This is a genomic window from Streptomyces sp. NPDC046859 (genome assembly GCF_040645135.1).
GTDB lineage: Bacteria > Actinomycetota > Actinomycetes > Streptomycetales > Streptomycetaceae > Streptomyces.
The window spans coordinates 49,648-63,041 of sequence record NZ_JBEYXR010000014.1 but is presented as its reverse complement, the minus strand read 5'-3'; the positions used below and the strand labels follow the sequence as shown (position 1 = coordinate 63,041).

At 70.4% G+C, this 13,394-nt stretch carries 13 protein-coding genes, 3 tRNA genes and 1 pseudogene; 10 read left to right on the top strand and 7 right to left on the bottom strand.

All coding sequences use genetic code 11. The features are described from left to right. Positions 1-39: 39 nt before the first annotated feature. Positions 40-528 carry a YajQ family cyclic di-GMP-binding protein gene (locus ABZ899_RS21525; RefSeq protein ID WP_361348378.1) on the bottom strand — a complete coding sequence of 163 codons (489 nt, stop codon included), beginning with the start codon at positions 526-528 and terminating at the stop codon, positions 40-42. 222 nt (positions 529-750) lie between these two features. On the opposite strand from ABZ899_RS21525, the gene ABZ899_RS21520 reads away from it, so the two are divergent. After that, positions 751-832 (top strand) — tRNA-Tyr (locus tag ABZ899_RS21520). A 163-nt stretch (positions 833-995) separates the two neighbouring features. On the opposite strand, the pseudogene ABZ899_RS21515 reads toward ABZ899_RS21520, so the two are convergent. The 4 genes and pseudogenes from ABZ899_RS21515 to ABZ899_RS21500 form a co-directional block, all read right to left on the bottom strand. Beyond that, positions 996-1,473: pseudogene (locus ABZ899_RS21515) on the bottom strand (site-specific integrase); the annotation flags it as partial. Between the two features lie 141 nt (positions 1,474-1,614). Beyond that, positions 1,615-2,979 carry an FG-GAP and VCBS repeat-containing protein gene (locus ABZ899_RS21510; protein ID WP_361348375.1) on the bottom strand — a complete coding sequence of 455 codons (1,365 nt, stop codon included), beginning with the start codon at positions 2,977-2,979 and terminating at the stop codon, positions 1,615-1,617. A gap of 14 nt (positions 2,980-2,993) precedes the next feature. After that, complete coding sequence (locus ABZ899_RS21505) at positions 2,994-4,397, bottom strand: FG-GAP repeat protein (protein ID WP_361348373.1); 1,404 nt, start codon at positions 4,395-4,397, stop codon at positions 2,994-2,996. 1,105 nt (positions 4,398-5,502) lie between these two features. After that, positions 5,503-6,087 (bottom strand): NAD(P)H-dependent oxidoreductase, encoded by a 585-nt coding sequence (locus ABZ899_RS21500; protein WP_361348370.1) that lies wholly within the window; start codon positions 6,085-6,087, stop codon positions 5,503-5,505. Positions 6,088-6,586: 499 nt separating this feature from the next. Between ABZ899_RS21500 and ABZ899_RS21495 the strand changes: the two genes are divergently transcribed. Then, a complete protein-coding gene (locus ABZ899_RS21495; RefSeq protein WP_361348367.1) occupies positions 6,587-6,799 on the top strand; it encodes a hypothetical protein in 213 nt (70 codons plus the stop codon). A 20-nt stretch (positions 6,800-6,819) separates the two neighbouring features. Here ABZ899_RS21495 and ABZ899_RS21490 read toward each other — a convergent pair whose 3' ends face one another. Both ABZ899_RS21490 and ABZ899_RS21485 read right to left on the bottom strand, forming a co-directional pair. After that, the gene (locus ABZ899_RS21490) at positions 6,820-7,476 is read right to left on the bottom strand and encodes an SDR family oxidoreductase (protein ID WP_361348365.1); all 657 of its coding nucleotides are present in this window, start codon (positions 7,474-7,476) and stop codon (positions 6,820-6,822) included. Between the two features lie 127 nt (positions 7,477-7,603). Next, a complete protein-coding gene (locus tag ABZ899_RS21485; RefSeq protein ID WP_361348362.1) occupies positions 7,604-8,863 on the bottom strand; it encodes an amidohydrolase family protein in 1,260 nt (419 codons plus the stop codon). 283 nt (positions 8,864-9,146) lie between these two features. Here ABZ899_RS21485 and ABZ899_RS21480 point away from each other — a divergent pair. The 8 genes from ABZ899_RS21480 (at position 9,147) to ABZ899_RS21445 (ending at position 13,384) form a co-directional block, all read left to right on the top strand. Further along, a tRNA-Thr gene (locus tag ABZ899_RS21480) sits at positions 9,147-9,219 on the top strand. Between the two features lie 46 nt (positions 9,220-9,265). Beyond that, a tRNA-Met gene (locus tag ABZ899_RS21475) sits at positions 9,266-9,338 on the top strand. Positions 9,339-9,428: 90 nt separating this feature from the next. Continuing rightward, positions 9,429-9,593 (top strand): 50S ribosomal protein L33, encoded by a 165-nt coding sequence (rpmG, locus tag ABZ899_RS21470; protein WP_003948671.1) that lies wholly within the window; start codon positions 9,429-9,431, stop codon positions 9,591-9,593. A gap of 154 nt (positions 9,594-9,747) precedes the next feature. Next, positions 9,748-10,206 carry a MaoC family dehydratase N-terminal domain-containing protein gene (locus ABZ899_RS21465; RefSeq protein ID WP_361348360.1) on the top strand — a complete coding sequence of 153 codons (459 nt, stop codon included), beginning with the start codon at positions 9,748-9,750 and terminating at the stop codon, positions 10,204-10,206. A 5-nt stretch (positions 10,207-10,211) separates the two neighbouring features. Beyond that, positions 10,212-10,640 (top strand): MaoC family dehydratase, encoded by a 429-nt coding sequence (locus ABZ899_RS21460; protein ID WP_361348357.1) that lies wholly within the window; start codon positions 10,212-10,214, stop codon positions 10,638-10,640. A 194-nt stretch (positions 10,641-10,834) separates the two neighbouring features. After that, the gene (locus ABZ899_RS21455; RefSeq protein WP_361348354.1) at positions 10,835-11,404 is read left to right on the top strand and encodes a helix-turn-helix domain-containing protein; all 570 of its coding nucleotides are present in this window, start codon (positions 10,835-10,837) and stop codon (positions 11,402-11,404) included. A 92-nt stretch (positions 11,405-11,496) separates the two neighbouring features. Next, complete coding sequence (locus ABZ899_RS21450) at positions 11,497-12,960, top strand: MFS transporter (protein ID WP_361348351.1); 1,464 nt, start codon at positions 11,497-11,499, stop codon at positions 12,958-12,960. A gap of 43 nt (positions 12,961-13,003) precedes the next feature. Then, on the top strand, positions 13,004-13,384 hold the full coding sequence (locus ABZ899_RS21445; protein WP_361348348.1) for a DUF3291 domain-containing protein: 381 nt from the start codon (positions 13,004-13,006) through the stop codon (positions 13,382-13,384). Positions 13,385-13,394 lie beyond the last annotated feature (10 nt).

Here is a 13,394-nt window from a genome sequence, read left to right as displayed (position 1 = left end):
CTTACTCCGTCGGCTCAGCCGGGCACCGGGACTTCACGGTCACCGGTAGTTCACGAACTGCAGCGCGAAGTCGAAGTCCTTGCCCTTCAGCAGGGCGATCACGGTCTGGAGGTCGTCCCGGCTCTTGGAGCTGACGCGCAGCTCGTCACCCTGGACCTGCGCCTTCACGCCCTTGGGGCCCTCGTCGCGAATGATCTTCGCCACCTTCTTCGCGTTCTCCTGGGAGATGCCCTCCTCGATCGACGCGAAGATCTTGTACTCCTTGCCCGAGAGCTGCGGCTCGCCCGCGTCCAGGGCCTTCAGCGAGATGCCGCGCTTGATCAGCTTGGACTGGAAGACGTCGAGGACGGCCTTCACCCGGTCCTCGGAGTTCGCCTCCAGGAGGATCTTCTCCCCGGACCACGAGATCGAGGCACCCACGCCCTTGAAGTCGTAGCGCTGCGAGATCTCCTTGGCGGTCTGGTTGAGGGCGTTGTCGACCTCCTGCCGCTCGACCTTCGAGACGATGTCGAAACTGGAGTCGGCCATGTCCTGTGGCTCCTTGTATCGGGGTGCGAATGGGTGCGTCGGCGGGCGTGGGGGTGGCCGCCGAGCCCGGGGCGGACCTCGGGCCGCATCCCGACAAGCCTAGCCACACCGGGTCCCCCGAGTGGCGATCAATCGGGTGGCGAAGCACCCCTCGGCATCGGGTATTGTTTACGTCGTTGCCAGGGCGCACCGCCGAAGAGCGGTTCGAACGGCAGCAACCCCGGCGGTGTGCCCGAGCGGCCAAAGGGAGCAGACTGTAAATCTGCCGGCTCAGCCTTCCCAGGTTCGAATCCTGGCGCCGCCACACGACCGAAAGGGTCTGTGACCAGCAGCAATGCTGATCGCAGACCCTTTCGTCGTTCCTCAGGCGTGCACCATCGGTTTGGGTGCTTTGCCCGACTGTGTCTCATCGTGATTCACGTGCCGACCAGCCCGTGTGGGGCAGATGCGGGGCACCTTTCCGGCTGCTACCTGCCGATCCTGAGAGCAGCCTCAATCCGTGCGTTGGCGTTGGCGGCGGCGCCGTCGAGACACTTGGCGTAGACACGGAAGAGAACGGCCACGCTGCGGCCAGCGCGAGCGGCCGCTACCTGTGGTTCGACCCCGGAGCTGAGCCATGTGGAGACGGCGGCGTGGCGAAGATCATAAGAGCGCTTGGTCAGCAGTGAGGCGTGCTGAGTGGAGGTGAGTGCGCGTGCTCGCGCCTCTGCCCACACTTCGCCGTACCCGGTGTCTTGGATGAGTCCCCCACGCTGAGTACGGAACAGCCGGCCATCGGGCGCGACGCCGTAGGCCATGACGTGCCGGCGAAGCAGAGCAACCAGGTCGGGGGGGGATCGGGACCGTGCGGACCGCCCTACGGGGCCGATGCGCGGGCCCGCGTTTGTCGTGGGCGTCTCCGCTGTCGGTCCACGCGGACCCTGACCGGGGGCGGGTCTCCCGTAGGTGTGCCAGCCGGGGACCCTCAGCCGGATCAGATCGGGTGACTCGCCCTCCCCTCACGGCAGTCGGAAAGGCCGGCGGCCACGGCGGGCCCGGTGTGATGAGCAGCGTCAGCGCACCGGGCCCTCCGTCTCGCACATCACCTCAGTCGCTGAAGTCCCCGCCCATCGAGGGCAGTTCTGTCAGCCCGGTGGCTGTCGGGACGGTGCTCGTGCCGCGGAGCAGGACGCTCAACTCCGCCGCCCCGATGCCCAGGTCCGCTTTGCCGTCGCCCGTCACGTCGCGCAGGCGGAGGGTGTAGCCGAAACCCACGTTCGAGTCGGCCGCGCCCTGCACCGTCTGCGGGATCCAGGAGGAACGCGAACCGCTCAGGCCGCCGGATCCGCCCCGGAAGACGTGGACGCCGCCCTGGTCCTCCATGCCGTTCACGTCCTCGTGCGGGACGCCGACCGCCAGGTCCGCGTAGCCGTCACCGTTGGTGTCGGCGGCCGAGACGTCGTAGCCGAAGTCGTCGTCGGTCTCGGGGGAGCCGGAGACGCCGGAGGTGGCCTGCGTGAACGTCATCGAGCCGTTCGGGCCCGACGAGGTGCCGCGCCAGACGGTCACCGCGCCCTTGCCGTGGTCGCGGTCGGGCTGGGCGAGGGCGATGTCGCCGTAGCCGTCCTTGTCGAAGTCCCCGATGGCGGCGTTCGCGCCGAGGCCGCCGTTCCAGTCGCTGTCGAGGGTCTTGGACGTGCCGGAGGCCAGGCCGGTGGAGGTGCCCTTGAGGAACCAGGCGCGCAGCTGTACGGCGCTGCCGGATCCCTGTTCGCCGAGGACCACGAGGTCGGTCTTGCCGTCGCCGTTGACCTTTCCGGCGGCGAGGCCGTACGAGTTCCAGATCACGTCCGGCTTGTCGATCTCGGAGACGCTGCCGGTGGTGCCCGACTTGGTGAACGGACCTCGGTACAGCCAGGCGTCCGCTCCGCCGAGGACCGTGAGGTCGGGCGAACCGTCGCCGTTGAAGTCGCCGGCGGCGAGGTCGCCGCCGAAGTGGGCCCGGGAGCCGCTCGCGCCGGACTTCGGGCTGATGGACGTGCCACCGGACAGGCCGGAGGCGGAGCCCCACACCACGGTCACCGTGCCGCGGTACTGGGCGCTGCCCACATGCTCCGTCGAGTTGCCGACGACCAGGTCCGCGTACCCGTCCTTGTTGAGGTCGGCACTGGTGAGGCTCTCGCCGAACATGTCGTCCTCCTCGCCCGCGCCCGGGATACCGGAGGTGTCCTGGTCGATGACCTGGGTGTGCGAGGTGTCGAGGCCGCCGGCCTTGCCGTAGACGACGGTGACGGCGCCGCCGGGGTGGTTGATCCGTTCGTAACCGCCGTACGCCACGTCGCGGTATCCGTCGCCGTTGAAGTCGTCGTAGTGCTTGGCGACCGCCGGCGAGGCCGGCGTGCTCAGGGCGAGCGGGCTCAGGGCGGAGGCGAGGAGTGCGGCCGTCAGGACCGCGGGGGTGGGTGTGCGCATGAGGGCTCCTTGGGTCAGCCGGTCAGGTCGCGGCCGAGGCTGGGGTCGCCGGTGGTGGAGATGCCGAAGGCGCTGGGGCCGTACGTCGTCGCGCCGGAGGTCGTGATACCGGAGGCCGAGCCCTTCAGGACGGTGACGTTGCCGTTGAAGTCGTTCTCGCCGTCCGAGCCGGCCAGCAGGTCGGCCTTGCCGTCCTTGTTCAGGTCGGTGAGCAGCGTGCCGTCGCCGAAGAAGTCGTTGCGCTCGCCGCTGCCGGGGACGCCGGCAGCGTTCTGTGTGAGCGTGACGGCGTCGGACGTGAGGCCCCGGGCGGTGCCGTAGAGGATGCGGACGGCTCCGCTGACGACGTCATCGGTCGAGTCCTCGGGGTCGCCGAGTGCCAGGTCCTTGTAGCCGTCGCCGTTGATGTCGCCGGCGGACGGGATGCCCGGCCAGGGCAGGCCGGCACTGGAGGAGACGCCGGAGGACGAGACGTACGAGATACGGGCCCGGCCGGTGGCCGCCAGGTCGCCGCCGGTCGCGGTCTGCGTCCAGCCGGTGACGATGTCGCCGTAGCCGTCCTTGTTCAGGTCGGCGATGGCGAGCTTGGTGCCGTACGGCAGTTCGCTCTTCCTGGTCGGAGCCGAAGCCGTGCCGTAGTACAGGTGGTTGTGGTCGAGGTAGCGCTCCGAGCCGATCTTGGTGTGGCCGCCGATGACCAGGTCGGCCGTGGCGTCGGTGTTCACCTTGCCGGCGGTGAGGCGCAGGACGCCCGCGCCGCCGGTCCACGATGTCGTGTACGTGATCTTCGCGCCGGTCGAACCGGACCTGCTGAAGGCGCCCTTGATGATCCACTGGGTGGTGCCGGTGGCGCCGACCGCGAGGTCGGGCCTTCCGTCGCCGGTGAAGTCGCCGATTGCCAGGGCCTGTCCCCAGTTGTCGTGCCGGGTCGGCGCCGGGTCCTTCACGGTGGTGGCCCCCTTCAGGCCGCTCGCCGAACCCCAGACGATCACCACCGCGCCGGCGCTCTCGTCGTCACCGACCGACTCGTACGGGGAACCGACCACCAGGTCGCTGTAGCCGTCCTTGTTCAAGTCGCCGACCGCCACCGCGGCGCCGAACCAGTCCTCCTCCTCGGCGGATCCGGGGACGTCGGAGCTGTTCTGGCTGACGGACGCGGTACGGCCGACGCCGCCCGGTCCGCCGTACACGATGCCGACGGCGCCCGCGTGCCACTTGCCGCCGACGGTGGCCTCGGGGGCCGGGGCGACGGCGTCCTTGTAGCCGTCGCCGTTGAAGTCGGCGCTGTACTGGCCGGTTGCGGCCGCCGCCGGGGTGACCGCAACCGAGAGCAGACCGCCCGTCAGCGCGGCCGCGATGGCCGTCGCGAGGGCGAGTCGTAGGTGGTGCTTGTGCATGGGGGTATCGAGCTGGGGCATGCGGGTTCTCCTGGCAGCGGCATGCGGGATGCCGGGGTCAGGGCATCCGCGGTCGATATGCGATCAAGAGACTCACGTCGAGGCCCGAGGGTTGTACGTGCCTTCGAATTGTTTTCGAGGGTCACCAGCTGGTGATGGCCGCGGTCTACCACCAGCGAGAACAGGACCCGGCACGGCCGTCACGCCGAGGTCGCCGTCCCCTCGGGCTGAGGGGGTCCGGTGACCTCGGCGAGGGGCCGGACGCAGCAGGCGGTCACCGACGCGGTAGCCGGGACGCAGCTCCCGATCCGCGGGGCCCTCACCCAACACGTCGCCCCGGAGGCGACCGACCTGCGCTGTACGAGATCCAGGAGGGCGGGGAGTGTCTGGCTGCGTGGCAATACTGACGTACGCCGGCGGGCGAGCACGGACGTGCACGCACCATCAGCGCAGGTGGGGACCACACCAACCCAGGGCAGAGCCCCCGCCTGAGTTGCTTGGGGACGAGCAGCACGACTGACCCTCGCCGCCTGGAATGCCCTCTCGGAGGCGGAGGTCCGGAGAGGGGCAGCGGTAGTTGCCACTGAGGTCGGCCGAGTGGTGTTCCCGTTGGCACTGCACGAACTGCCTGCTCATAGGTCAGGAGTTGGACCCGTGAGTCTGGGCAGAGACGAGGCGTAGAGGGAAAGGTCACCCTCGCGCGGCCTGTAAAGGTGCCGCCTAGTTGCAAGAGTCGCAGACACCAGTTGGCGGGAGTTGGACGAAGCAGCCCTGGCGTACAGGCGGCGGTTCAGCAGTCTGTGCGCGCCGCTGCTCGATGGGCGCCTGCTATTTGGGAGCGAGGGCGGGCACTCCTCCGCCTGGAGGCAGACTTGCTCCGAATCTCCGGCAGCAGGCGAGCCGAGCCTCAGCAGCACGTCGTTCCCGGTCCCACACCTCATGCGTGCGCTGGCCCGGTGCCCTGCCGGGCGCGACCGCGCTCCACCTCCCGCTCTGTGGTGAGCGGCACGCCGATCCGTCCCGGGCATGGGTCCCGGCATCCCGCAGCTGCCGGGGAGCGCCCCGACCTGTCTGTGGTGGATCAGGCCAAGGCGCCCTACCTCTGCACACAACGAGGGATGCGCGGCTAGGACCGGTACTGCTCCAGGCTCTCCAGGTTCCGGGTGGACTTCATGGCCTGGCTCCACGAGATCACCTGGTCGAGCATCGTGGCCAGCGGTTGATCATGGTGGGAGGAAGGCTTGAAGGTGGAGAAGTTCTCGAAGTCGGTGAACAGCGACAGCGAGACCTGGGCACGCACGGTCGCGATCTGCAGTTCAGACATGATCAGGCGCAGCTGCTCGACCGCGCGCGTTCCGCCGGCGCTGCCGTAGCCGACGAATCCGGCAGCCTTGTTGTTCCATTCGCCGTACAGGTAGTCCAGGGCGTTTTTCAGCGCGCCCGAGGTGCCGTGGTTGTACTCCGGAGTGACGAACACGTACCCGTCGAACTCGGCGACCTTCGCGGCCCACCGCCGGGTGTGATCCTTGCTGTACTGGCCCATCGAGGGCGGCACCGGCTCATCGAGCAGCGGCAGGTCGAACTCTCCGATGTCGACCAGCTCGAACTGGGCATCCTCGCGCCTCGAGGCAGCCTCGTACACCCAACGGGCGACTGCCTCCCCGTTGCGGCCGGGCCGGGTGCTCCCCAGAACGATGGCGATCTTGGTCATGCAGTGCTCCGTCTCCGTCCAGGCCATCGGCTCCATGGGCCGACCAACCCACGCAACGAGATACGTGCAGTAACGTATCCGCTACTTTTGGTCTCCGCCTGTCATGACCCGCGCCCGCCCCGCAATCATCGCGGCCTGTCCCCTCGGCCCCGCCCGCTGGTGCGCATGCAGCTGACGACGGGGAGAGGTAGGGGGTAACAGCGCTGGCACGCCTACAGCACCGCGTACGGAAGGAGTGCACTGCCACGCGGCAGTCGGCCTGCGCGCCTGTGGTGCGCACGAAGAAGGGCGCGCCCTCCTCGGCCGCGCCCGCCACGAGGTCTCGGACAGGGCCGGCCTTGTCGCGGACGACGCGGTGAAGCGGCGCTTCCGCGCGGAGGTTGCCTTCGACCGCCCGATACGTGCGGGCACGGGACTGCTCCCATGAGGATGCCCTCGGGGCTCTGTTTCCCCGGAGGGCTGTCGCGTTCCCGGTGATCCGGCGGGGCACACTGGCCCCATGGCCACGCCTCGCAGACGTTGTCCCGAATGCCGTCGAGAGATCGCCGTCGTCGCCGGCCGGTTCGCTCGGCACGATCCGCCCGGCGCGCGGGAGAGCGGGGGACTCGTGTCCTGCCCGGGGTCCCGGCGGCAGACACAACTCGGCGCCGCTCAGCCCGCCTTGGACGGGTACGTCGTGCCCGACTTCCCCGGGCAGTTGCCGTTGTTCTGAGCGGCGCCGCAGGACGTGTCTCAGTTGCCCGCCACGGACTTCACCGCCACCGACACGGGAACGGAGCCGCTGATCACTTCGAGCGTCAGGCCCGCGGTCGCCGGAGTGTCGAGCAACTCCGCCAGCACGGCGGCCACATCGTCCCGGGGGATCGGGCCGCGGCCGGTGCGCGCCTCCAGGCGGACCAGGCCCGTTCCGGCGTCGTTCGTCAGCATCCCGGGCCGCAGGATCGTCCAGTCCAGGTCTTCCTGGGAGCGGACGTACTCGTCGGCGGCGCCCTTGGCGCGCAGGTAGACGTCGAAGATCTCGTCGCCCTCGTGCGCCGGGTCGGCGCCCATCGCGGAGACGACCAGGAAGCGGCGTACGCCCGCCCGGACCGCCGCGTCCGCGAAGAGGACCGCCGCGCCCTTGTCCACCGTGTTCTTGCGGTCGGACCCGCTGCCCGGGCCCGCGCCGGCCGCGAACACCGCCGCGTCGGCGCCCTGAAGAGACTCGGCAACCTCCTCGACCGACGCCGACTCCAGGTCCAGCACCACGGGTTCGGCACCGGCCTCCCGCAGATCGTCGCTCTGTTCGGCCTTGCGGATGATCCCCGCGACCTCGTCACCACGCGCGGAGAGCAACTGCTCCAGCCGCAGCGCGATCTGACCATGACCACCAGCGATGACAATGCGCATGCCTTCGACCGTACGCCCGGCCGACCTCATCCGCCGCACGACGCCGGCCAGTCACCCATGTCGGCGAACACGTGCCGGCGAACCAGCAGTCGGCGAGTCCCGTCACGAACAGCCGTACGCCCCGCCCTCACGACAGTTCCCCCCGCCCCTGCCGCGGCAGCCCGAGTTCCGCCGCCGCGGCCGAGTTGCAGTACTCCCGTACGGCGCTCGTGCGGGCCACGACGCGGCCCCGGTGCACCACGATCCGGCTGTAGGCCAAGGACAGCGCCGCCGCCAGGCGTTCCCCGCGTACCGCCAGCAGTTCGGCCGGGAAGCCCGCCTCCACGCGGACCTCCGGCAGGCCCAGCACCGCGCGCGCCGACGCGCTCACGCAGTCGTACGCGTCCTCGGGGCGCAGCCCGTGGCGGGAGGCGAGCAGGTAGGCAGCTTCGAACGGGTCCCCGCGGCCCACCGGGTTGGAGACGTCCTGCAGGGCGCCGCTTCCGGCGGCGACCCGGACCCCGGCGGCGCGCAGCAGCCGTACGGGCGCTGTGCCGCGGCGTTCCGCGCCCCCGCAGCCGCCCTGGGGCAGGCACACCACGGCCACCCCGGCCGCGGCGAGCTGGTCGGCGGTGCGGGAGGCCACGTCCGCGGGCAGGCGCCCCAGGGCGCCGCAGGGGCTCAGCGTGACTCCGGGGCGCAGGCCGCCCGCCATCGCGGCGAGACGGGACAGCCGTGCCGGGTCGGCGGCGTCGGTGTGCAGGTCGACGGGGCAGCCGTGCTCGGAGGCGACCTCCAGGACGGCCTCGACGTACCCGGTCGGATCGGGGTCCAGGTCGGGGCAGCCGCCGACGACCGAGGCGCCCATCTTCAGCGCGTCCCGGAGTATGGCCAGCCCGTCCGCCCCCGCCACACCGGTCAGCAGCCGGGGCATGGCGACCGTCGTCAACTCCGTGAACCCGCGCAAGGAACGCCGTGCCTGGAGGACGGCGGCGAGCGCGTTCAGCTCCTGGACGTCGCCCACGTGCACGTGGGCCCGCAGCGCGGTCGTGCCGTGGCCGAGCTGGAGCAGGGCCGCCTCGGTGGCCCGGCGCTGGACGTCCTCGGCGTCGTAGGACACGGGCCCGTCCCGGTCGTCGGCGGAGAGGGCGGTGTCGCCGTGGGCGTGCGGTTCGGCCGGGGCCGGCAGGAGCAGGTACCCGGTCAGGTCCACTCGGGACCCGCACGCGCGTGTGCCGTCCCCGGTCAGGCTCCCGGCCGTCCCCACCGCCTCGATGCGCCCGCCGCTCAGCCGTACGTCGACGGTCCGGCCGTCGGTGAGGTGTGCGCCGCACAGCAGGAGGGAGCCCGGGTCGGCGGGTCCCGGCGAGGAGGACGAGGGGGGCGGCTGGGGGTGGCTGTCGGGCATCGCGCTCCAGGGCTCGGGCTGCGCATCGGCGCTGCGGGACCCTGCCGGGGCACTGCGCCGGGCATGCAAGATCACGCAGAGTGAGTCGAGCCTAGGGTGGCCGTGCGGCCCTGGCGCGCAGGAGCGCAATAGTCGTACCGGTGTGGCCCCGCCGTGTCGGGGCCGCCGGCGGGTCGGCGCACGGTCCGGGAGGCGGGCGTTCGGCCCGGTGTTCGGGTGGGGGCGGGGGCCGGGAAACGGATTTGGGCGAACGGCGGCAGACCGTGTAATGTCTTCATCGCTCGCCCCAATAGCTCAGTCGGCAGAGCGTCTCCATGGTAAGGAGAAGGTCAACGGTTCGATTCCGTTTTGGGGCTCTGGTGTGAAGGGTTCCCGTCGCAAGACGGGGACTGATCGCATCACAGCGGTGTAGCTCAGTCGGTAGAGCAAGCGGCTCATAATCGCTGTGTCACCGGTTCAAGTCCGGTCACCGCTACTGACAGTAGCCGATTGCGGGGTCGGTCCTTCGATCGGCTACTCTTTCTTGCGTTGAATCAGTCCATCTGTTCGTCTTAGGAGCACTCACGTGGCTGCCACCGACGTCCGCCCGAAGATCACGCTGGCCTGCGTGGAGTGCAAGGAGCGGAACTACATCACCAAGAAGAACCGGCGTAACAACCCGGACCGTCTTGAGATGAAGAAGCACTGCCCGCGTTGCAACGCGCACACCGCGCACCGCGAAACGCGATAAATCAGGCTCGTACGCGAGGCCGTCCCCGATCATGGGGGCGGCCTCGCGTCGTTTCCGGCCCGGTTACCGGTCGGTTCCGGCCGACCGGGCGCCGTATCAGGGCAATCGAAGCCGCATCAGCACATTCGCAGCAGACACCAGGAGGTGCCGGGCCATGGCGCTCGACCAGTCCTTCGTGGGGCGGAGCTACCCGCCCACCGAGCCCTACGAGGTGGGGCGGGAGAAGATCCGTGAGTTCGCGGTGGCGGTGGGGGACGCCAACCCGGTCTACACGGACCCGGAGGCCGCCAAGGCGCTCGGTCACCCCGATGTGATCGCCCCGCCTACCTTCGTCTTCGCCATCACCTTCGCGGCCGCCGGGCAGGTCGTCGCCGACCCGCAGCTGGGCCTGGACTACAGCCGGGTGGTGCACGGGGATCAGAAGTTCGCCTACACGCGCCCGGTGCGCGCCGGTGACCGGCTGTCCGTGACCTCGACGATCGAGGCCATCAAGACCATGGCGGGCAACGACATCCTGGATGTTCGCGGCGAGGTCCACGACGAGGCCGGCGAGCACGTCGTGACCGCTTGGACGAAGCTCGTGGCGCGCGGGGCCGAGGAAGGGCAGGGCTGAGACCGATGACGGCGAAGATCGCGTACGACGATGTCGAGGTCGGCACCGAGCTGCCCGCCCAGAGTTTTCCCGTGACCCGCGCCACGCTGGTGCAGTACGCGGGCGCCTCCGGCGACTTCAACCCGATCCACTGGAACGAGAAGTTCGCCAAGGAGGTCGGGCTCCCGGACGTCATCGCGCACGGCATGTTCACCATGGCCGAGGCGATCCGTGTGGTCACCGACTGGACCAGCGACCCGGCGGCGGTCGTCGAGTACGGCGTCCGCTTCACCAAGCCCGTAGTCGTCCCGAACGACGACAAGGGCGCCACGATCGAGGTCAGCGGCAAGGTCGCGGCCAAGCTGGACGACAACAAGGTTCGCGTGGACCTGACCGTGATGAGCGCCGGGCTGAAGGTCCTCGGCATGTCCCGGGCGGTCGTCCAGCTGGCGTGACGCACGCATGGCGTGACGCACGCATGGCGTGACGCACGCATGGCGTGACGCACGCAAGGCGTGACGCACGCAAGGCGTACGCACGTGCACGCGTGAGGGGCGTCCTGCCCGGTGGGGCGCCCCTTTCTCATGCGCCTGCGGATCACCCTGAACTGCGCTTGACTCGGTTAGTGATTGAGCACTAACTTGTAGGCATGGTCAGGATGAGTGCGGAGGAGAGGCGCGAGAGCGTCGTGCGGGCGGCCATGGCCGAGTTCGCGCGGGGTGGCTACCACGGCACGTCCACCGAGACGATCGCCAAACGGGTCGGTGTCTCGCAGCCGTATCTCTTCCGCCTCTTCCCGGGCAAGCGGGCCATCTTCCTGGCCGCCGCCGAGCAGTGCGTGGAGGACATCCACCGGGTCTTCGCCGAGGCCGCCGAAGGGGTGGAGGGCGAGGAGGCCCTGCATGCCATGGGTGAGGCCTATCGCCGGATGGTCTCCGAGCAGCCCGAGCGGCTGATGATGCAGATGCAGATGTTCCTCGCCGTGGCCGCCGCCGAGCAGGAGGGCGACCACGAGTTCGGCGAGGCCGTGCGGGCCGGCTGGATGCGCCTGTGGGACACCGTGCACCTGTCGCTGGGGGCGGACGTCCAGGAGACGACCACCTTCATGGCGTACGGGATGCTCATCAACTGCCTGGTGGCCATGGGCTTCCCGCCCGAGCACCGGGTCTGGGCGGGCATGGCGCCCGCCGAGGGGAACGGGAACGAGAGCGGGTCGTAGGAGAGGACGGCGGGCGTCGCCGCCCTCTTTTGTGACCGTAGAAGTTAGTGATCAATAACTATCAAGCGAAATCGCACACTCCTGGGGGAGTCATGTCACACCGGACCGATCACAGTGCGGGGGCGACGAACCGGCGCGGGACCGTCTGGGCCCTGGTCATCACGAGCGTCGCCGGATTCATGGCGGCGCTCGACAACCTCGTCGTCACCACCGCACTGCCCTCCATCCGGGCGGACCTGGGCGGCGGACTGCACGACCTGGAATGGACGGTCAGCGCCTACACGCTCACCTTCGCCGTCCTGCTGATGTTCGGTGCGGCGCTCGGTGACCGCTTCGGCCGCCGCCGGCTCTTCCTCGTCGGCATCACGATCTTCACCGGCGCGTCCGCCGGCGCGGCACTCGCACCCGGCATCGACTCCCTGATCGCCGCCCGCGCGGTGCAGGGCGTCGGCGCCGCGATCATGATGCCGCTCACCCTCACCCTGCTGACGGCGGCGGTGCCCGCGGCCCGGCGCGGGATGGCCTTCGGCATCTGGGGCGCGGTCAACGGGCTCGCGGTCGCGTCCGGGCCGCTGATCGGCGGCAGCCTCACCGAGCACATCTCCTGGCAGTGGATCTTCTGGCTGAACGTCCCGCTGGGGATCGCCCTGCTGCCGCTCGCCCGGCTGCGCCTTGCCGAGTCGCACGGCACCGGCGCCCCGCTCGACCTCCCCGGCACCCTGCTGGCCAGCGGCGGACTCTTCGGCATCGTGTACGGGCTGGTGCGCGGCCCGTCCGACGGCTGGACCGGGCGCCTGGTCCTGACCGGCCTGTTCGCGGGCGGCGCGCTGCTCATCGGGTTCGTCCTCTACAGCACCCGGGCCCGCAACCCCATGCTGCCCATGCGGCTGTTCCGCTCCCGCGCCTTCGCCGGGATCAACGCCGCGAGCCTGCTGATGTTCCTCGGGATGTTCGGGTCGATCTTCCTGCTCAGCCAGTACATGCAGGGCGTGCTCGGCTACTCGCCGACCGAGGCGGGCCTGCGGATGCTCCCCTGGACCGGCATGCCGATGCTGGTCGCGCCGGTCGCCGGCATCCTCGCCGACCGCGTCGGGGGCCGGCCCGTGGTCGCCACGGGACTGTTCCTCCAGGCCGCCGGTCTCGCCTACATGGCGTCCGTGGTCACCGTCGACATCTCCTACGCCGCCCAGCTGCCCGGCCTGATCATCAGTGGTGTCGGCATGGCGCTGTTCTTCGCACCCGCCTCCCACCTCGTCATGTCCAGCGTCCGCCCCGCCGAGCAAGGCGTCGCGTCCGGCGCCAACAACGCCCTGCGCGAGGTCGGCGGCGCGCTCGGCATCGCGATCATGGGCTCGATCTTCGCGGCCCAGGGCGGCTACGAGACCGGCCAGACCTTCGTGGACGGGCTGCGGCCCGCCCTGGTCACCGGTGCCGCCGTGGTGGCCCTCGCCGGTGCCGCGGCCCTGCTCGTCCCGGGCCGGCGGCACACCGTCGAGGCCGCCGCCGACGAGACCGGGAGCCTGCCGGAGCGCGCGCTCCAGCCGGCCTCCCGGTGACCTCGCCCCACCCGCGTCGCCTGCCGAGAAGAGAGGACCAGCTGTGCCCACCCTGCCCTGGACCGCGCCGAACCCCGTTCCGCCCGGCACCGACGTGCACGTCTTCGCCTCCCGCTTCGAGACCCGCACCCTGTGGGGAGCGTTCAGCTTCCTCCTCCGCACGCCGGGCGTGTGGCGGCAGGTGAGCCGGGCGCCCGGCGCGTACGGCGCCACCCTGAGGGCCGAGGTGTTCAAGAAGACCTTCTGGACCCTGTCCGCCTGGGAGTCACCGGCCGCGCTGAAGGACTTCGCCCGCTCCGGCCCGCACGCTCCGACCGCCCGGGGCCTGTCCCGGCAGATGCGGGACGCGAAGTTCGCCCGCTGGGAGGTGCCGGGCGACGAGCTCCCGCTGGACTGGGCGGAGACGCGTCGCCGGCTCACCTGACCGGCACGCG

Excerpts from the sequence above, each read along its gene's own strand:
- ABZ899_RS21525 (WP_361348378.1), bottom strand. The coding sequence starts at position 528 with ATGGCCGACTCCAGTTTCGACATCGTCTCGAAGGTCGAGCGGCAGGAG.
- ABZ899_RS21510 (WP_361348375.1), bottom strand. The coding sequence starts at position 2,979 with ATGCGCACACCCACCCCCGCGGTCCTGACGGCCGCACTCCTCGCCTCC.
- ABZ899_RS21505 (WP_361348373.1), bottom strand. The coding sequence starts at position 4,397 with ATGCCCCAGCTCGATACCCCCATGCACAAGCACCACCTACGACTCGCC.
- ABZ899_RS21500 (WP_361348370.1), bottom strand. The coding sequence starts at position 6,087 with ATGACCAAGATCGCCATCGTTCTGGGGAGCACCCGGCCCGGCCGCAAC.
- ABZ899_RS21495 (WP_361348367.1), top strand. The coding sequence starts at position 6,587 with ATGGCCACGCCTCGCAGACGTTGTCCCGAATGCCGTCGAGAGATCGCC.
- ABZ899_RS21490 (WP_361348365.1), bottom strand. The coding sequence starts at position 7,476 with ATGCGCATTGTCATCGCTGGTGGTCATGGTCAGATCGCGCTGCGGCTG.
- ABZ899_RS21485 (WP_361348362.1), bottom strand. The coding sequence starts at position 8,863 with ATGCCCGACAGCCACCCCCAGCCGCCCCCCTCGTCCTCCTCGCCGGGA.
- ABZ899_RS21465 (WP_361348360.1), top strand. The coding sequence starts at position 9,748 with ATGGCGCTCGACCAGTCCTTCGTGGGGCGGAGCTACCCGCCCACCGAG.
- ABZ899_RS21460 (WP_361348357.1), top strand. The coding sequence starts at position 10,212 with ATGACGGCGAAGATCGCGTACGACGATGTCGAGGTCGGCACCGAGCTG.
- ABZ899_RS21455 (WP_361348354.1), top strand. The coding sequence starts at position 10,835 with ATGGTCAGGATGAGTGCGGAGGAGAGGCGCGAGAGCGTCGTGCGGGCG.
- ABZ899_RS21450 (WP_361348351.1), top strand. The coding sequence starts at position 11,497 with ATGTCACACCGGACCGATCACAGTGCGGGGGCGACGAACCGGCGCGGG.